This is a genomic window from [Clostridium] innocuum, assembly GCA_012317185.1.
GTDB lineage: Bacteria > Bacillota_I > Bacilli_A > Erysipelotrichales > Erysipelotrichaceae > Clostridium_AQ > Clostridium_AQ innocuum.
The window spans coordinates 4041133-4060196 of sequence record CP048838.1 but is presented as its reverse complement, the minus strand read 5'-3'; the positions used below and the strand labels follow the sequence as shown (position 1 = coordinate 4060196).

Sequence of the window (19064 nt, the reverse complement as noted above, 5' to 3'; positions counted from 1 at the left end):
TCCCTATCATGATGTGAAGGGTCTGTAAGTGCAGTATTTTTATGATACTAATCCTTGCCCTTTGCGATATTTTGCAGCTGCAGGCGGATTTCTCTTCGACGAATGCCTGCCTGATACTCCTGTTTTTCCTCTTCGCTATCACAAATCAGCCCCGGTACAGTAGTCGGGCGGTCTTCATCATCCAAAGCGACCTCTGTCAGATATGCTGTATTGACAAGTCGGCGGACACCGTCCCTGTTTTCCACATAGCTGTCCACGCGGATTTCCATTGAGGTATTTCCCACATAGGTCACCTTTCCATGAAGCACCATCAGCTCATTCAGATGTACTGCTTCCTTGAAATTCAGGCTGTCAATGGATGCGGTTGTAATATTGCTGTTGCAGTGCCTTCTGGCAACCACACCCGCAAGAACATCAATCCATTCGGCAAGCTGTCCGCCAAACAGACGACCGCTGCCATTCAGATGGTTGGCCATGACAAGCTGAACCTGCTCTGCTTCAGATTCACATACCTTCTTTGCTTTACGTTCCATAGTATCACTTCCTTTATACGATTATTTTACCATAACATATAAGGAAAGGGCAGAATTTTCTGCATTAGATGATGGCATCAATCAAGCCATAGGAGAGTGCTTCCTTCGCATCCATATAGTAATCTCTATCACAATCCCGGCGTAGTGTTTCATTGCTTTGCCGGGTATTCTCACTGAGAATGCTGTACAGACGCTCCTTCAGCTTCTGAATATGCAGTGCAGCGATCTCCATATCCTTGGCCTGTCCCTGCATACCGCCCATAGGCTGATGAATCATGATTTCACTGTTTGATAATGCGCTTCGCTTTCCTTGTGTTCCCGCACTCAGCAGCACAGCAGCCATACTTGCGCAAATTCCCATACAGATCGTACTGACATCACAGCGGATATATTTCATTATATCATAAATAGCCAGTCCCGCACTGACACTGCCGCCGGGAGAATTGATATACATTTGAATCGGCTCGCTGCTGATGCTGGACAGATACAGTAGCTGTGCGCAAATGGAGCTGGACATGGCATCGTCAATCTCTCCCGTTAGTATGATGATTCTTTCCTTCAGCAGGCAGGAGTACAGATCATACACCCGTTCACTGCTTGCGTTTCTTTCTATAATTGTCGGTACAAAGACCATACTATCACTCCCGTCTCTATACACAGTATGCTCGAAAGAGGCGTTTTAATACCGTATGTCAGCAGTGAATTGATGTAATCGTTTACAAAATATGACGCTTTGTTATACTGAAAAAAGCCCTTTTTAAGGGAGAAAATCGCAATTTTCGCCGGATGCCGTCCAAAACGGAAGGAAGGCTGAAAAAAACTGCAAGTGAAAAGATTCTCAATTGACATTTACCTATGAAATACGTATAATAAGAGTGTTAAAAGGAGGACTTTGAAGATGACAGTAAAAGTTGCTATTAATGGATTTGGACGTATTGGGCGTCTTGCATTCAGACAGATGTTTGGGGCTGAAGGTTACGAAGTAGTTGCAATCAACGACCTGACTTCTCCAAAAATGCTGGCTCACTTATTAAAATACGACTCTACACAGGGTACATACGCTAAAGCTGATACAGTAGTTGCTGGTGAAAACTCTATCACAGTTGATGGAAAGGAAATCACAATTTATGCTGAGGCTGATGCTAAAAACCTGCCTTGGGGAAAATTAGGTGTAGACGTTGTTCTGGAATGTACAGGATTCTACACTTCAAAAGACAAAGCTTCTGCACACATCGAAGCTGGTGCTCGTAAGGTTGTTATCTCTGCACCTGCAGGAAACGATCTGCCTACCGTTGTATTCAACACAAACCACGATGTATTGAAACCGGAAGACACAGTAATCTCTGCTGCTTCTTGTACTACAAACTGCTTAGCTCCTATGGCGAAAGCACTGAATGACTTAGCTCCTATCCAGAGCGGTATCATGTCAACAATCCACGCTTACACAGGTGATCAGATGACACTGGACGGACCTCAGAGAAAAGGTGACCTGCGTCGTTCCCGTGCTGCTGCAGTAAACATCGTTCCTAACTCTACTGGTGCTGCTAAGGCTATCGGTCTGGTTATCCCTGAACTGAAAGGTAAACTGATCGGTTCCGCTCAGCGTGTACCTACTCCTACAGGATCAACTACAATCTTAGTTGCTGTTGTTAAGGGGAAAGTAACTGTTGAAGAAATCAACGCTGCTATGAAGGCTGCTTCAAATGAATCTTTCGGATACACTACTGACGAAATCGTTTCAAGCGATGTTATCGGTATGCGTTACGGATCACTGTTTGATGCAACTCAGACAATGGCTATGGAAATGGAAGACGGAAATACTCAGGTACAGGTTGTATCTTGGTATGACAACGAAAACTCTTACACTAGCCAGATGGTTAGAACAATCAAATTCTTCTCTGAATTAGCTTAATTCTTAGACGAAAAGTATAAACAAAAGATCACTACGGTGGTCTTTTTTATGCATTCATGCGAAGGAAGTTAAAGCTGAACGCACTTCCGGATATGGCGTGAAAGAATGACGGAAACAATTACAAATATCGCCTCTGAGATGGAAGCTACTGATATCGGCAGAATAATTGTAATGTTTTCTGTTTCCTCGTTGTTTTCCTTTCCATGTGCATGCTATAATTGATATAACAAATTTGGGGAGAGAACTATGGATAGAAAACGGCGAATCAGCAGAGTAGATGTACAGGTATCCATTGTGACAGCTGTTCTTGTGACAACAGCTTTGATCTGTGTGTATTTTTTTAACTACTTTATCACACATGAGGATATGATCAACAGTCTCAAGGAGCGCTCTCACAGCATCTATCAGTATGTGGATGATTATGTGGATAAGACCACATTTCAAAATACAGAGGCATTGACGAGAGATAATCCTGCCTATATACGTATGAAGGAGAAACTGGAAGAAGTAAAAGCCAGCACGAATGTACGTTATCTATATACTGCAGAAAAAAATATACAGGGGGAGTATGTATATCTGGTGGATGGTCTGCCGTATGACAGCTCTGATTTTCGTAATCCCGGAGATAAAATCGAAGAGGAAATCATACCGGAGCTAACGGCTGCTTTACATGATAAAATTATTTTGCCGAATCAGATAAAAAATACGGAATGGGGTCCTATCTTTATCTCTTATTTCCCGATTCATAAGGGCAATGAGGTCGTGGGTGTGCTGGGAATTGAATTTGATGCCACCCATCAGTACCGTGCTTTTCAGATAATTCGCATCGGTACACCGATCATTGCGGCAATTGCCTGTCTGCTCGCCGTATTCATCGCTGTTCGTTTGTTTAAGCGTATCAGCAATCCCATGTATAAGGATATGGCGAATACAGATTTTTTGACAGGTCTGAAAAATCGAAATGCATTTGAACTCGATATCCAGAACAAACAGGATGAGGTGCTGGGGATACTGATTGCGGATTTGAACGGATTAAAGAAAATCAATGATGAACAGGGGCATCAGATCGGGGATGAATATATAAGGAAGGCGGCAACGGTGATTGGAAAATGTGCCAGTACCTGTCCGGTATATCGCTTCGGCGGTGATGAGTTTGTTGTTTTGGTACCCGATGCGGATGATAAGAAGATGAAGTCTTTGTGTGAACGTATTCTGACCTATGAGGAAACCGTGCCTAAGGACTGTGACATACCGATTTCCCTATCGGTTGGGTATGCGCTGTATGATCCTGTACAGTGTGCATCGCTGCAGGATGTATTCCATGAGGCGGATGTGCAGATGTATAAAATGAAAAACAGCAGAAAAATATAGCATCTCCTCTTTTCAAATGTGACGGAAAGGTGTAAACTATAACCACAGTTCTGAGTGAGGTGAAGATCATGGCATTGCGTACAAAGCTGAATACCAATGATGAAGGAGATACAAATGGTTTCAAGGAGCTAGATGATTTGGATGCAGTCTATGTGGATGAAATGAAAAAATCCGGACTGAGTGATGACCTGATGGCTCAATTCATGAATATATCAAAAGCGCTTGAGAAGGAAAAAAGCGAGGGAAATGAGCGGTAGTATTGAAATCCGCATAGTTCCCTGTTATACTAAAACAAGATAAACCTGTGACAAGGATGAGTACCGGCATATGTATGGAAAGACAGCGATTTCTGAATGGTGGAAGCAGAAACAATTCATGCGGGAAATGCCCCTTGGAGGGATTTTTCGATAATGTAGAAGAATACGTAGTTCGGCGTTAACGTACCAAGTGGAAAAGCATTTTTCAAATAGAGTGGAACCGCGCGAAACAGCGTCTCTATAATATAAGTGCTTTTTTTATTTATAAGGAGGAAATGATATGAAAATATTCAACAGTATGAATCAAAAGGTGGAAGAATTTAAACCCCTGCATGAAAATGAGGTGCATATGTATGTATGCGGTCCAACAGTATATAACTATCCCCACATCGGGAATGCCCGGCCCATCGTTGTATTCGATACGCTGAAGCGCACGTTTCAGGCGATTGGGTACAACGTTAAAATGGTCTCAAATTATACCGATGTTGATGATAAGATCATCAAGGTCGCAAAGGAATGTGGAGTAAGTGAAGCAGAAATTACAGAGAAATTTATAGATGCATATAATCATGACCGTTTATCCCTGCACGCTGCAATGCCGGATGCGGCTCCAAGGGTTACAGAAACCATGGATGCCATTATTGCTTTTATTAAGCTGCTGGTGGATAAGGGACATGCATATGAAATGGAAGGCGATGTGTATTTTAGAGTAAACAGTGTGGAAAGCTATGGAAAGCTGTCCAATCAGCAGATCGAGGATTTGCTTGTTGGTGCGCGTATTGACGAGAACAGCAAGAAGGAAAATCCGCTGGATTTCACATTGTGGAAAAAAACAGAAGAAGGTATCAAGTGGGATTCTCCATGGTCTGTGGGACGTCCGGGATGGCATACGGAATGTGTAGTCATGATCAATCAGGAGTTTGGCGGTGAGCATACGATTGATATTCACGGCGGTGGTATGGATTTGAAATTCCCGCATCATGAAAATGAGATTGCACAGTCTCGTGCAGCTTACGACTCTCCGATTGCTAATTACTGGATTCATAATGGTATGGTGAATATTGATGGAGAGAAGATGTCCAAAAGTCTGGGGAATGTGATCTGGGCAAAGGATATGATTGCGAAAATCGGTGGAAATGTATTGCGCTGGGTCATGCTGTCTGCACACTATCGTGCACCATTGAATATCAATGAGGAAGCAATCGAAACGGCGAAAAAGGAATTGAACCGCGTGGCTACTGCAATGAAGCAGGCGTATGTTAAACTGGGTCTTGCCGATGTTGACATGGATGAGACCTGTGATGAGGATCAGCTTGCGCCGTTTCTTGATGCTATGCAGGATGACATGAATACACCGAATGCTTTTGCGGCTGTGTTTGAAACTGTTAAGGCTCTCAATCAGGCACTGCGTCAGAGAGAAAGTGATCTGCAGGCGGTGAAGGCACTGGTTCGTACCCTGGAGAAAATGATGGATGTCCTGGGCATTGAGCTTTTGCGTCTGACAATGAGCGAGGAAGACAAACAGCTGCACCGTCAGTGGAAGGCAGCCGTTAAGGAAAAGGATTTTGAGACGGCTGATCAATACCGTGCGAAGCTGATAGAGAAGGGTATCCTGTAATGGATATTAAGGAGTATAACGGAACATCGCTTGCCTATATGGGAGATGCTGTCATGTCGCTGCTGGTTCGGGAAATGCTGCTGGCACAGGGCTGGCAGAAATCCAAAATTTTACAGAAGAAGAGTGAGTCCTGGGTGAGTGCGAAGGCACAGGCGTATTTTCTGATTCAGCTGAAGGAGCGTGCATTTTTCAGTGAAGAGGAATATGCAATCGTCCTGCGCGGACGCAATACCCATTCCGCAAGCAAGGCAAAAAATGCGGATGTGACAACCTACCGTATGTCAACCGGTCTGGAGGCATTATTCGGCTGGCTGTATCTGACGCATCAGGAGGACCGTCTGAAGGCCTTGTGGGAGGAAATTCAGAAGATAGGAGAATACCAATGACGCAGTATGTATATGGAAAGAATGTTGTAAAGCAGCTTCTGCAGGACGGGAAGCCCATTCATGAGGTTCTGATACAGGAGGGTATCCGTGATACAGCACTGGAAGGTGAAATCAAAAAAAGACGAATCCCTGTAAAGGTTCTGGGCAGAAAGAAGATGGATCAGCTGCTGAACGGAAACCATCAGGGCATTGCCGCCTGTATCGACGATTACAAGACCTGGGAGCTGGAAGAGCTGCTGGAAAGCGTTCCGCAGGGAAAACAGCCGCTGCTGGTGATGCTGGACGGCTTGGAGGATCCTCATAATCTGGGGGCGATTCTACGTACCTGTGACTGTATCCGGGCAGATGGCGTCATCATTGGAAAGCATCGCAATGTTCGTCTGACACCGACGGTTGCCAAGGTGAGTACCGGAGCAATTGATACCGTAAAGGTAAGCGTGGTCACCAATCTTGTACAAGCAATCAAATACCTGAAGAAGCAGGGCTACTGGGTGGTCGGAACAGATTTTGAGAACTCCCGCGATTACCGTGAAGGACAGTATGATGTACCTCTTGTTCTTGTGATTGGCAGCGAAGGCTTCGGTATCAGCTCTCTTGTGAAAAAGAATTGCGACTATTGTGTCCGTCTGCCGATGGAGGGAAGCGTCAGCTCTTTAAATGCTTCCGTGGCAGCAGGCATCCTGCTTTACCAGATTCACGCACAGCGCCATCCTCTGTAATTTTCTGCTTCCCTTTCGGGGAGAGAAAATAGATGGAAGAATATTACGAAAACGATTATGAATTACTATATTTAATACGACAAAAAGACGAAATGGCATTTGCAGCCCTCATGCATAAGTATGAGGAAATAGCTGATAAGCTGATTAAGAAATATATCGGAGCCTGCAAAAGCGGGCTATCTGAGGATGACTACCTGCAGCTGGCAAGACTCAAGCTTGTACAGACGATCGATGACTATCGCGAGGATCAGGAGGCCAGCTTCTATCATTATTTTTGCAGTGTATTTCACAATCTGTTGATTGACTGTTACCGGCAGTCGGCACATGAACGACGTGTGCTTTCCCTGGATAGCTGTATACGCGAGGATGCGGGAGGCTACTGTCTGCTTGATATAATGGAAAAGCCTAATGAAAGCTTTGCGGTTTCCTATGAATTTCAGCATCGTGTGAATACACGCAAGGAGGCTCTCAGCGATTTGGAAAAAAGAATCGTCGATTTGCGTGCGCTTGGATATACGTACCGCCAGATTGCGGACACGCTTCAGGTCAAGGTGAAAAAAGTGGATAATACACTACAGAAGGTACGAAAAGACAGGGAAAGGGAGGAAATGCGGTAGAATTCGCAGCATTCCTGCTTGGAATTGGAAATTAAATTGACGAAACCACTTCTTTATGATAAAGTAAATAGGCAAAGAAAGAGGTGTTCCTGATGAGCGATAAAGTCATATTAACCTGCACCGAATGTCTTTCTCGAAACTATACAACTACAAAGAACAAAAAAACGCATAATGAGCGTATTGAATTGATGAAGTTCTGCAAGAAATGCGGTAAACATACACTTCACAAGGAAACGAAATAAGGAGGCAGCTTATGAAATGGTTCAGTATTAACGGGATTTTAACCGAAATGAAGAGAATACGCTGGCCAAAGGCAAAGGATCTTGCCAGAGACAGTGTAACAGTATTTGGATTTGTAGCATTCCTGGCCTTATTCTTTTACCTGTGTCAGGTTGTATCATCCGGTTTCTTGAAACTGATTGGAATCGTGTAGGAGGTAAAGCATGGCTGAGGAAAATAAAAAGCAGTGGTATGTGGTCAATACATATGCCGGACATGAAAATCGTGTAAAAGAAAATCTGTTGCGTCGTGTGGAATCCATGGGACTACAGGATTATTTGTTCCGTGTAATTGTCGCAGAAGAAAAAGAGATTGAATACAAGAACGGTAAGGAAGTAGAGAAAACGACCAACCTGTTCAGCGGTTATCTGTTTGTTGAAATGATCATGACAGATGAAGCATGGTATATCGTACGTAATACGCCGGGCGTTACCGGATTTATCGGATCCAGTGGTGGTGGTGCGAAGCCGTTCCCTGTTGCTGAAGAGGAAATGGAGAGCATCCTGCGCCGTCTTGGTATGAGTGAGCGTAAGGTACAGATCGATTTTGTTGTTGGAGACCGTGTACGCATTCTGAGCGGGGCTTTCGCCAATGTTGAAGGAACTGTTGAGGAACTGCATGAGGATTCTCAGACAGCTGTTGTACTGACCATTCTGTTTGGGCGTGAAACTCCGACGGAAATCGGATACGGCGAATTGGAGAAAGTGGAGCTTTAAAGCGCTGCGAATTTCTATAAAATAATTGAGACGTAGAATACCTGCGTCTTTTTTCGTTTACCTTAATGAGCACTCAAAAGACTTTTCAGGGCTTCCTTTAAACAGCACAGGAGCATAGGATAGAAACTGTTTCCTTAATAAAGTGGAAATAATTGACTGCTGTGCATATATGCAGCTGTTTAAAAAAATATGCAGACATGGCGGGAAACTGACAAAATTCGTCGCTGTATCTTCCTATAATAGAGGCAGGAAGTGATAAAAATGCGGGAACGGGCAGGATTTATCATTGGAATCAGTGGTGTTGTGCTTCTTCTCAAGCCTAATTTTGATCCGGATCAAATGGCAATGTATTTCAACTATCTTGTGGGGAATTACTGGCCGGCTATTCTGATTATTATCGGCCTGCTCCTGGTTAACCCGAAAAAGAAGAAAACAAGAGGGAAAAGCAGATAGGTGCCACTTGACAAAAATGGTGCTTTCTATATCATTAAGGAGTAGAAAGCAGGTGGCAGTATGAAAAAAACATATTTCATAGATCTCGATGGTACCATGTATCGCGGATCACAGATTATAGAAGGTGCTAAGGAGTTTATCGACACGCTGACGAAACGGGGCGAGCGTTTTGTTTTTCTGACGAATAATGCAAAGCGTACAAAGCGCCAGAATGTGGAGCATATGGAACAGATGGGATTCACCGGTATCCGGGAAGAGCATTTCTTTACCTCCAGCATGGCAGCGGCTAGGTATGCGGCTGCGCATTATGAGGGAAGAAACGTCTGGTATATCGGGCAGGATGGACTAAGAGAGGCCTTGGAGGATAACGGCTTTACCGTTACAGAGCAGGATGTTGATCTGGTCTTTGTTGGTCTGGATAACACAGGTACCTATGAGAAATATTCTAAGGCATTGGATTTTCTGTTGAAGGGAGCGAAGCTGATCGGTACCAATAATGACCGCCTGCTTGCACAGCCGGGTGGATTTGCGGTAGGCAATGGTTCCATTGTAGCGATGTTTGAATATGCAAGCGGGCAGGTTTCTCCGAAAATCGGGAAGCCGCATGCTCCGATTCTGGAGGAAGCATTGAAATATTTTCAGCTGTATGCGGATGAGGCAGTAATTCTGGGAGATAATCTGGAAACAGATATCCTGCTGGGTGTGGAAAACCATGTGGATACGATTTTTGTGACCAGTGGTGTGCATCAGCGCGAGGATGTGGAAAAACTACAGATTTATCCAACGCGTACCATTGATGATCTTAGAGAATTACTTGCGGAATAAATTGTGTGAAAATGTGTTAGTTTGGGCAAACTCCTTTAGACAAAAGGGGGTTTGTGCTATACTGTGCATGTATAAAAAGTGTAGATAAAGGAGGACATAGGTTATGTCATTGATTACAAATGTTCATGCCAGAGAAATTCTGGATTCTCGAGGAAATCCTACAATTGAGGTGGAAGTGGAAACAGCTTCCGGATTTGTAGGTCGTGCCATGGTGCCAAGCGGAGCATCCACTGGAGAAAGAGAAGCACTGGAGCTGCGTGACGGCGATCCTTCCCGTTATGGCGGTAAGGGTGTACTGCAGGCAGTGGAGAACGTTAACAATATTCTGATCGATGTGGTTTTGGGAATGGATGTTACCGACCAGGCTGCAATTGACAAGGCGTTGATTGATGCCGATGGAACTAAGGATAAATCCAAATACGGAGCGAATGCGATTCTGGGAATCTCCCTTGCGGTTGCACATGCTGCTGCGGATTACTATGGGTTGCCACTGTATCGCTATTTAGGCGGTATCAATGCCAAGACACTGCCGGTACCTATGATGAATGTGTTAAACGGCGGAAGTCATGCGGATTCTTCTGTGGATTTTCAGGAGTTTATGATTATGCCGGTAGGCGCAAAAAGCATTCGCGAAGCAATTCGTATGGGTGCTGAAACCTTCCATGCCCTGAAAAAAGTGTTGAAGAGCAAGGGACAGGTCACTGCTGTCGGTGATGAGGGTGGATTTGCGCCAAACCTGGAAGACAATGAAGCGCCGCTGAAATGTATTATGGAAGCAATCGAGGCTGCCGGCTTCCGTGCCGGTGAGGATATCTGCATTGCGATGGACGTTGCGGCCAGTGAGTTCTATAATACAGAAACAAAGATGTACGATTTGAAAAAATCCGGACAGGGCTCCAAGACAACAGATGAAATGATAGCATGGTATGATGAACTGGTTGAGAAATATCCTATTATCTCCATTGAAGACGGTCTGGGAGAACGCGACTGGGATGGCTGGAAAAAGCTGACGGAGCATCTGGGTAAGAAAATTCAGATTGTCGGGGATGACCTGTTTGTCACAAATCCGGCAATCCTGCAGGAGGGAATTGATAAGGATATCGCGAATTCCATCCTGATTAAGGTGAATCAGATTGGTACACTGACAGAAACCTTCGATGCAATGGAGCTCGCAAAGAAACACGGCTATACGGCTGTCGTATCTCACAGAAGCGGTGAAACAGAGGATGCGACAATTGCGGATATCGCAGTTGCCTTCAATGCGGGACAGATTAAAACCGGATCCATGTCCAGAACAGATCGTATTGCGAAATACAATCAGCTGCTTCGTATTGAAGAAGAGCTGGGTGATGTTGCTCTTTTCCAGGGAAAATCAGCATTCTATAACATTTACAAGCATTAAGCGTTCATTCAGCGTTTATAAATACATCATGGGGTGTTCTCGAATTTACTGGAGGATACCCTTTTGTTGTGAAATGGTTTTTAGCACAGTGCAGCGGATTCAGGCAATGCGGTAATAATGTGGCCCACTGCTTATAGAAATTAAGGACAAGCTGTTGCGAAGAGTGCTTCAGGGCTGCTGCTTATATTCTTTTCCTGTCGCATACCAAAGAAAGGTAATCCCTTTACCTGTTTCCCAGTCCATGAGCGACCTGCAGAATTCTGCGATTTGATACCGGCTATTGTCTGTTCGAGCTTGATCAGTCCATCAGGGCCTTTTCATATGATAAGGATTTCTAGCATTTCTCTAATGAATTTCTATCATACTTTGCGAAACTATATCGTATATAAAGTTTATCTAAATAAACCTGTGTATGAATTGACTATTTTCGCTGGAAGCATAAAATAGTGTCAGCAGATATTTTCTGCATGCTTCATAGAAATCGAGGGAGTAGCTATGTTAAAAAAAATAAAGCATCTTGTGCTGGGACAATCGCTGCGTAGTGATGCACTGGATCATGAGAAGTTCAGTGTGATATGGGGACTTCCTGTCCTTTCAAGTGATGCGATTTCATCCGTTTCCTATGCCTGTGAGGAAATTCTGATGGTATTGATTCCTGTATTGGGAATGGCATCCTACGGACTGTTGATGAAGGTAGGCTTTGCAATTGTATTTCTTCTTTTTATTTTGGTATTTTCCTATCGGCAGACCATCAATTGTTATCCGCAGGGAGGAGGTTCCTATATCGTTGCCAGTGATAATCTGGGAAAGGTATTCGGATTGATTGCGGCGGCTTCTCTGGCAATTGACTATGTGCTGACAGTGGCGGTCAGTGTCTGTGCAGGAACAGCAGCAATCACCTCCGCATTCCCACAGCTGCTTTCTATGCGTACGGGCATCGCGCTGATAATTATCAGCCTGCTTACGATTGGCAATCTGCGGGGAATGAAGGACAGCAGTGTTCTGTTTGGTATTCCGACCTATCTGTTTATTATCACGATTTTACTGTTAATTGTCACAGGCTTTGTAAAGGTGCTGATATTCCATGAAACTCCGGCTGTTTCCGCAGCTATGCCGCAGTTTGTGGAGAATGCAGGTCTGCTGCTGTTTCTAAAGGCTTTTTCCAGCGGCTGTACGGCACTGACCGGCGTAGAGGCAGTAAGCGACGGAATTCCTAATTTCCGTGAACCGGCGCAGAAAAATGCCAAGCGTGTGCTGTACCTTCTGGCAGGGCTGGTCTTTGTGATTTTCCTTGGAATCTCTGCACTTGCTTCCCTATATCATATTATACCAAATGCGAATGTGACGGTGATTGCCATGATAGCGGAGGCTGTTTTCGGAAACGGGACTCTGCTGTTTTATCTGGTGCAGGTAACGACCGCAGTTATTCTTACAATGGCTGCAAACACAGCCTTTGCTGATTTACCATTACTGTTGTCCATTCTGGCAAGGGATGGATTCGTGCCAAGACAGTTTATGTCAAGGGGGAGCCGTTTAAGCTTCTCCAATGGAATTCTGTTGCTGTTTTTCCTCTCTGCCGCACTCGTGATCTATTTTCATGCGTCCTCCCATCTTTTGATGCCGCTGTATGCAGTCGGTGTATTTCTGTCTTTTACATTATCACAGGCGGGAATGTTTGTACGATGGGTGAAAAGAAAGGAAGATAAGTGGAAGCATAAGGCATTCATCAACGGAGCCGGTATGGTGATCACCGGAATTACCTGTGTGATCATCGCAGCAAGTAAATTTCTGCACGGTGCATGGATCGTGTTGATCTGCATTCCGGTTCTTGTATATATCATGGAGCGGATACACCGGCATTACCACTATGTCAAGGAGAGCCTGAAAATCCGTTCTGCCGAGGAATTGCAGCCGTATGATCTGCAGATCCATGGAAGCGTCATACTGCCAGTTGATTCCATCAACCGCAGCTTTCTGAAGGCTTATCATTATGCATGCTCCCTGCAGGTGAGGGAAATGGAATTCTATCACGTAAATACGAATGCGGAGGCGACTGAAAAGCTGCAGGAGCTGTATCAGCAAATGCGGCTCGATATTCCGCTGATCGTCGAGGATGCTCCATACCGGAATGTGAATGAAATGATATTGCATCATGTCGAGGAAGCGCAGAACGATTTGAAAAAGAAGGAAAGTGTAACGGTGATTCTACCGCAATTCGTTATGAAGAAAAAACGTTTTCATGCTCTGCACAATCAAACCTCCATGCAGCTAAAGCTGCAGCTGAGCAAATTGCGCAATGTTTCCGTTGTCAGTGTTCCCTATATCATATAGTGAGAGCGTTAAGCAGCTGTTTTTCGTCCTGTCTGTGGGGCAGAAGCTGGAGCGTGTTCAGATCGAGGAGGGAGCATCTGACAGCATAAGTCTTATGTACAGCATACAAGATACATCCATTATGCCTTGAACACAGGAGAATCTCGTCCTTTTACAAAAAATAAATTGTTTTTTATCCGTGTGTTTGTTATAATGATTAAGAACGTATTGAGAAAGGAGGATTATTATGGGCATTTTAGACACCTTACTGATGATTGCAGCGGTCGTTTTAATAATACTCTCCTTATTGCAAAGCGGAAAATCTGACGGGTTGGGAAGCGCCTTCGGTGGAAGTGAAGGACTGAATCTGTTCGCAAACGTTAAGGAACGTGGCTCTGAAAAAGTCATGTCCAATGTCACTCTGGTGACAGGAATTGTGTTTTTCGCTCTTGTTATAATCATTCGTATTGTTAAGTAAGTAAGAAAGACCGTCTAAGGTCTTTTTTTAATGGTATAATATTGTTATAGGAAAAAAGGAGGGCTGATGAGCTATGAATAAAAAAGAAGAACTGCTGGCGCTGATTCATGGAAACGGTTATCGAGGTATGCATGCGGCACAGCTTTCAAGAGCCCTGGATATGGAAGACAGTGCATCCTTCACACAGCTGATGAAGCTGTTAAATGATCTGGAAGCAGAGCATATACTCGCAAGAGACGCCAAGGAGCGTTATTTCACAAGTGAAGAGCTGGGGTATGTTACAGGTACACTACGCATCAATCCGAAAGGCTTCGGCTTTGTGGAAACAGCGGATACCAGCTATTATATAGGTCGGGATCACCTGGGTCTCGGTATGGATCGGGATATTGTTTTTGCGAAGACATGGACAAACAATGATAAAAGTGTTGAGGGAGAAGTGATTGAGGTTCTGGAGCACAGTGTCAGACAGCTGGTGGGAACCGTGAAAATCAAAGAGGGCAGAAAATATTTCCTGTCGGATGCATTTTTGAATTACCGCAAGGTTAGAATAACAAACTTCGATGATTTCCGTCTTGTGAATGATTCCAAGGTTCTGCTAGGAATTGACAGCTATGGGACTGTACTGAAGTGCCATATTGAGAAGGAAATCGGTTATAAATATGATCCGGGTATTGATATTTTATCAGTTTTACTGGAAAAGGATATCAATCCGCAGTTTCCTGAGGATGTCATGCAGGAGGTACAGCAGATACCGGAAACCATCCAAGAGGATGATATTGCACAGCGCAAGGATTTGCGAAAGCTGCTGACCATTACGATAGATGGAGAGGATGCCAAGGATCTGGATGATGCCATATCTGTGGAAAAGCTGGAGAACAATAAAGGATACCGGCTGTATGTTCATATAGCGGATGTTTCCCATTATGTGAGGGCGGGAAGTGCCATTGATCAGGAGGCCTATGCCAGAGGTACCTCGGTCTATGTCGTTGACCGTGTGGTACCGATGCTTCCCCACGCCCTATGCAATGGAATCTGTTCCCTGAATCCAAGAGTGGATCGGCTTACGCTGACATGCTGTATGGATATCGATAAGAAGGGTGAAATCGACAATTATAAGATATATCCTTCCATTATATGCAGTGATGAGCGAATGACATATAAAAAGGTGAATGCGATTCTTGCGGGTGATGCGCAGTCACAGAAGGAATATCCGCACCTGTTGAACTTGTGTCTCAACATGAAGGTGCTTTCCGGTATCATCCGACGGCGAAGAGAGCGTCTGGGAGCGATAGATTTTGATACGAGAGAAGCAAAGATTCTCGTTGATGAAAAGGGGAATCCGACAGATATCGTGTTGCGGGAGCGCGGAGAGAGTGAGCGGATCATTGAAGATTTTATGATTGCCGCAAATGAATGTGTCGCCATGCACATGAAATGGATGGAGGTCCCTTCCATGTATCGAATCCATGAAGCTCCGGAGCCTAAGAAAATGCGTGATTTTGCTACTACTGCAAAGTCACTCGGCTATAATTTTCAGGGCGGTATACAAAATGTTTACCCCGCACAGCTGCAGAGTCTTCTGAATGAGGCCAGAGGACAGGAGAATTATTTTGTGTTATCGAGCTTTATGCTGCGGGCTATGCAGAAGGCACGCTACGATAACCGCTGTATCGGGCATTTCGGTCTGGCATTGAAAAATTATCTGCATTTTACTTCGCCGATTCGGCGTTATCCGGATCTGGTAGTTCACCGAATGCTTCGGCGTTATATCTTTACATCCAGTGATGATGTCGAGCGCATGAAGCAGGATGAGCTGTGGTGTGAGGCTGCCGCTAATCAGGCAAGTGAGCGGGAACGCAATGCAGTGGATGCGGAGCGGGAAGTAGACGATATGAAAAAGGCGCAGTATATGGAGCGCTTTGTCGGGCATATGTTTGACGGTGTTGTCAGCGGTATTACCAAATTCGGAATGTTTGTAGAGCTGGAGAATACGGTAGAGGGTCTTGTGCATGTGACAGCCCTTACGGATGATTATTATCATTATGATGAAATGACGAAATCACTGATTGGCGAGCATACGGCTAAGGTGTATAAAATGGGGCAGAAGGTTCGTGTAAAGTGCAGTGGAGCGGATCGTTTCAAACGTGAGGTTGACTTTGAGGTTGTAGAGAAGAAAAAGCGGCAGCGTAAGAAGGCATCCCGATAGGGTATTGAGGGAAAGAGTATGAAGAAATTATGGATAGTTTTGGGGTGTGTGCTGCTTGTGACAGGCTGTTCGGGGAAAAGCGGTACGAAGGAAACGAAGCAGGAAAAGGCTGCGGACCCCGTTGTAAAAACAGAGGAAAAAGATGATATCCGCGATGTATCCTTTGTTGCGGTAGGGGATAATCTGATTCATGGTGCAATTTTCTATTACAATGCCAAGGGGGATGGCACCTATGATTTTAAGGATATTTATGAGCATACAAACCGCTATACACGCAAGGCGGATATCGCCTATATCAATCAGGAGACGATTTGCGGCGGTACGGAGCTGGGATTGAGCCATTATCCATCCTTTAACGGGCCTTACGAGGTGCTGGATGCGGTTGCGGATGCAGGCTTTGACTGGATGGCGGCTTCCAGTAATCATACACTGGATGCCGGTGTACAGGGTATCTTGAATCAGCTTGCTTACATGAAGGAACATCATCCGGATATCAGGGTGACGGGAAGTCATGCAACAAGAGAGGAAAGTGAGCAGCTGCAGGTTATCACCCGTGAGGGTGTGAAGTTTGGAATACTTGGATATACCTATGGGTTGAATGGCTATGTTCTTCCAAAAGGTAAAGAGTACATGGTTGATTTGATTGATAAGGATAAAATAAAAAATGATGTGGAAAAGCTGAAGAAGGTCAGCGATGTCCAAATCGTTAGTATGCATTGGGGAACGGAGTATTCCTTTGAGCCGAATGAGGAACAGAAAGAGCTTGCACAGTTCCTGAGTGATCTGGGTGTGGATGTCATTATCGGTGAGCATCCGCATGTCATACAGCCGATGGATTATGTGACAGGAAAAGACGGGAATCAGACTCTTGTCATCTATTCACTTGGCAATTTCCTGTCTGCACAGGATGATCATGAGAATATGCTGGGAGGCATGGCAAGCTGGACCCTGTCCTATAATATAACGAATGGTGAAGTGAGCTTTAAAAATGTGGAGTTTCTTCCAACCGTTACTCATATAGAAGGGAATTTCTCATTCTTTCGTACATATACTCTGAAGGATTATACAAATGAACTTGCTGCACGTCATACACTGACGACGCAGTATCATCAGGAGAATACAAGGGAGTATTACATAAATCTTGTGAACAGGGTTATGAATGATAAAGTGAAGATCGTATATTAGAAAGGAACACAGGCATGGCAGGAAGAAAAATTGTTGTATTTAATCGCAAGGCCTCTCATGAATATTTTCTGGAGGAACGCTTTGAAGCCGGACTGGTTTTGCAGGGAACGGAGATCAAATCCATTCGCCAGGGTCATGTCCAGATTCGGGATGCGTATATCAGCTTTACCAATGATGAAGCGTATGTAAAGGAAATGCATATTCTGGGGTATGAGTTTGGCAACCGGTTCAATCATGATGAAACCAGAATACGAAAGCTGCTCCTGCATAAGGAAGAGATCCGTAAGCTGCAGCAGAAGGTAAAGCTGAAGGGCTACACAGTGATTCCGATTTCTGTATATCTGGAAAAAGGAATGGCAAAAATGGAGATTGCTCTGGCAAAAGGGAAGGATCTGCATGATAAGCGTAATGTTCAAAAGGAAAAAGATGCCAAGCGCGAGATAGAAAAGGCGATGAAGAATCAGTATTAGACTGGAAAATTCGCCAAAAAAGCAAACGGCATTGTAGTTTGCGGTATTTTGTGGTAAACTATCAATGCCTGAAAACCGGGGGTGTACTGGTTTCGACAGGGATATGTCTGGTACAGACTGCAGTCGAGTGGTTACGTAATAACCAATTAAATTTAAACGGAAAAACTAAATTAGCTAACCTCTTTGGTGGAAACCAGAGAATGGCTTTCGCTGCTTAATAACCGATATAGGTTCGCAGCCGCCTCTGCATGCTTCTTCCTTGACCATGTGGATGTGCGCGTAAGACGCAAGGGATAAGGAATCTGGTTTGCCTGAGATCAGATTCACGAAAATTCTTCAGGCACATTCATCAGCGGATGTTCATGACCTGCTGATGTCTTAATCTTCATGGACTAAACTGTAGAGGTCTGTACGTGGGGCTGTTTCTGGACAGGAGTTCGACTCTCCTCACCTCCACCAAATAAAAGTGCCAAGTTGGATGTCATCGAAAAAAGCCGATAAATAAAGGCTTATTTGATGATTTGTCCAACTTTTTTGATTGGAATCCGCATTTTATACTTCTCTTCCCCGATAGAAAACGAAGCAGGATTTGATACATCCATCTTTCATTGTAGATAAGCGCAGAGTATGCTATGATATTTTTATCAGGATGATAAGAGAAAAGGACGGGATATTTCTGTGCCTTCCTTATCAAAAGGCTAAAAACAGCATGCATTTCACAAGAGATCATGGGGTTATTATCTATTACATATATATAGATAGCAGAAAAAAGGAGGAAAACCATGTTGCAATTACGAGAATTCACAGAAAGTGACCTTGCACTGGCCGAGGCTTGGCTGCATAAGGCTCATGTAAGAAAATGGTATGAAATTCCACAGCTTGGTGTTACGCTCGAAGACTGGATGATGGAATATAAAGAGCGAAACGGAAAATATCAATGGATCACACATCTCATTGTTATGTGGCAAGAAAAACCGATTGGTCTATGTCAGTATTACAAGGCTACAGATAGTGAAGAAGATTTTGGTACACTACCACGCATTGGAACATATGGCATTGATTATCTTATCGGTGAAGAAGACTGTATTGGTAAAGGCCTTGGAAAAGATATGCTGAAATTGCTGGTAAACAGGATATTTTCTTTTCCAGACGCCTACAGAATTACTGCTGACATCGATAGGGAGAATCATGCTTCAGAAAAAACATTGCTATCCTGCGGCTTTACCTTACAGAATCCGGTCAAGAGCCGGTACATATTGTTGAAATCGGAGTTTATTAAGACTAGTTAGCATACCGGCTACCGAAATGGTTTCTTCTCAGACTGTGA

21 protein-coding genes, 1 other RNA gene and 1 other annotated feature are annotated in these 19064 nt (G+C 44.3%); of the genes, 20 read left to right on the top strand and 2 right to left on the bottom strand.

The genetic code is table 11. The features are described 5' to 3' along the window. Positions 1 to 47 precede the first annotated feature (47 nt). Positions 48 to 533 carry an acyl-CoA thioesterase gene (locus tag G4D54_19985; protein ID QJA04546.1) on the bottom strand — a complete coding sequence of 162 codons (486 nt, stop codon included), beginning with the start codon at positions 531 to 533 and terminating at the stop codon, positions 48 to 50. Positions 534 to 597: 64 nt separating this feature from the next. After that, positions 598 to 1167 (bottom strand): ATP-dependent Clp protease proteolytic subunit, encoded by a 570-nt coding sequence (locus G4D54_19980; protein ID QJA04545.1) that lies wholly within the window; start codon positions 1165 to 1167, stop codon positions 598 to 600. Between the two features lie 264 nt (positions 1168 to 1431). Between G4D54_19980 and gap the strand changes: the two genes are divergently transcribed. From gap to G4D54_19880, 20 genes are all read left to right on the top strand, one after another. Continuing rightward, complete coding sequence (gap, locus tag G4D54_19975) at positions 1432 to 2445, top strand: type I glyceraldehyde-3-phosphate dehydrogenase (protein QJA04544.1); 1014 nt, start codon at positions 1432 to 1434, stop codon at positions 2443 to 2445. A gap of 246 nt (positions 2446 to 2691) precedes the next feature. Further along, on the top strand, positions 2692 to 3816 hold the full coding sequence (locus G4D54_19970; protein QJA04543.1) for a GGDEF domain-containing protein: 1125 nt from the start codon (positions 2692 to 2694) through the stop codon (positions 3814 to 3816). A gap of 68 nt (positions 3817 to 3884) precedes the next feature. Beyond that, a complete protein-coding gene (locus tag G4D54_19965) occupies positions 3885 to 4073 on the top strand; it encodes a hypothetical protein (protein QJA04542.1) in 189 nt (62 codons plus the stop codon). 38 nt (positions 4074 to 4111) lie between these two features. Beyond that, positions 4112 to 4316 (top strand) — a binding site (T-box leader). A 37-nt stretch (positions 4317 to 4353) separates the two neighbouring features. Then, positions 4354 to 5691, top strand: a complete 1338-nt coding sequence (locus G4D54_19960; protein ID QJA04541.1) for a cysteine--tRNA ligase — start codon at positions 4354 to 4356, stop codon at positions 5689 to 5691. Beyond that, positions 5691 to 6077, top strand: a complete 387-nt coding sequence (locus G4D54_19955) for a Mini-ribonuclease 3 (protein QJA04540.1) — start codon at positions 5691 to 5693, stop codon at positions 6075 to 6077. Before G4D54_19960 ends, G4D54_19955 begins: the two co-directional genes overlap by 1 nt. Then, entirely contained in the window at positions 6074 to 6796 is a 723-nt protein-coding gene (gene rlmB / locus G4D54_19950) for a 23S rRNA (guanosine(2251)-2'-O)-methyltransferase RlmB (GenBank protein ID QJA04539.1), read from the top strand. Before G4D54_19955 ends, rlmB begins: the two co-directional genes overlap by 4 nt. Positions 6797 to 6828: 32 nt before the next feature. After that, positions 6829 to 7413 (top strand): sigma-70 family RNA polymerase sigma factor, encoded by a 585-nt coding sequence (locus G4D54_19945; protein ID QJA04538.1) that lies wholly within the window; start codon positions 6829 to 6831, stop codon positions 7411 to 7413. Positions 7414 to 7505: 92 nt separating this feature from the next. Continuing rightward, a complete protein-coding gene (rpmG, locus tag G4D54_19940; GenBank protein QJA04537.1) occupies positions 7506 to 7655 on the top strand; it encodes a 50S ribosomal protein L33 in 150 nt (49 codons plus the stop codon). A gap of 11 nt (positions 7656 to 7666) precedes the next feature. Beyond that, positions 7667 to 7846 (top strand): preprotein translocase subunit SecE, encoded by a 180-nt coding sequence (secE, locus tag G4D54_19935; protein QJA04536.1) that lies wholly within the window; start codon positions 7667 to 7669, stop codon positions 7844 to 7846. Positions 7847 to 7856: 10 nt separating this feature from the next. Beyond that, complete coding sequence (gene nusG / locus G4D54_19930) at positions 7857 to 8408, top strand: transcription termination/antitermination factor NusG (protein QJA04535.1); 552 nt, start codon at positions 7857 to 7859, stop codon at positions 8406 to 8408. A 261-nt stretch (positions 8409 to 8669) separates the two neighbouring features. Beyond that, positions 8670 to 8861, top strand: coding sequence for a hypothetical protein (locus G4D54_19925; protein ID QJA04534.1), 192 nt, complete (start codon positions 8670 to 8672; stop codon positions 8859 to 8861). Between the two features lie 60 nt (positions 8862 to 8921). After that, the gene (locus G4D54_19920; protein ID QJA04533.1) at positions 8922 to 9686 is read left to right on the top strand and encodes an HAD-IIA family hydrolase; all 765 of its coding nucleotides are present in this window, start codon (positions 8922 to 8924) and stop codon (positions 9684 to 9686) included. A gap of 103 nt (positions 9687 to 9789) precedes the next feature. Continuing rightward, entirely contained in the window at positions 9790 to 11088 is a 1299-nt protein-coding gene (gene eno, locus G4D54_19915) for a phosphopyruvate hydratase (protein QJA04532.1), read from the top strand. Between the two features lie 495 nt (positions 11089 to 11583). Further along, positions 11584 to 13419: an APC family permease gene (locus G4D54_19910; GenBank protein ID QJA04531.1), complete on the top strand. Its 1836-nt coding sequence runs from the start codon at positions 11584 to 11586 to the stop codon at positions 13417 to 13419. A gap of 226 nt (positions 13420 to 13645) precedes the next feature. Next, a complete protein-coding gene (gene secG / locus G4D54_19905) occupies positions 13646 to 13876 on the top strand; it encodes a preprotein translocase subunit SecG (protein ID QJA04530.1) in 231 nt (76 codons plus the stop codon). A gap of 73 nt (positions 13877 to 13949) precedes the next feature. After that, positions 13950 to 16082, top strand: a complete 2133-nt coding sequence (rnr, locus tag G4D54_19900) for a ribonuclease R (GenBank protein QJA04529.1) — start codon at positions 13950 to 13952, stop codon at positions 16080 to 16082. A gap of 18 nt (positions 16083 to 16100) precedes the next feature. Further along, the gene (locus G4D54_19895) at positions 16101 to 17267 is read left to right on the top strand and encodes a CapA family protein (protein QJA04528.1); all 1167 of its coding nucleotides are present in this window, start codon (positions 16101 to 16103) and stop codon (positions 17265 to 17267) included. Positions 17268 to 17281: 14 nt separating this feature from the next. Next, positions 17282 to 17737 carry an SsrA-binding protein SmpB gene (smpB, locus tag G4D54_19890; GenBank protein QJA04527.1) on the top strand — a complete coding sequence of 152 codons (456 nt, stop codon included), beginning with the start codon at positions 17282 to 17284 and terminating at the stop codon, positions 17735 to 17737. A 77-nt stretch (positions 17738 to 17814) separates the two neighbouring features. After that, positions 17815 to 18196, top strand: a transfer-messenger RNA (tmRNA) gene (gene ssrA, locus G4D54_19885). Between the two features lie 323 nt (positions 18197 to 18519). Continuing rightward, on the top strand, positions 18520 to 19026 hold the full coding sequence (locus G4D54_19880; protein ID QJA04526.1) for a GNAT family N-acetyltransferase: 507 nt from the start codon (positions 18520 to 18522) through the stop codon (positions 19024 to 19026). The last annotated feature ends 38 nt before the right edge of the window (positions 19027 to 19064 follow it).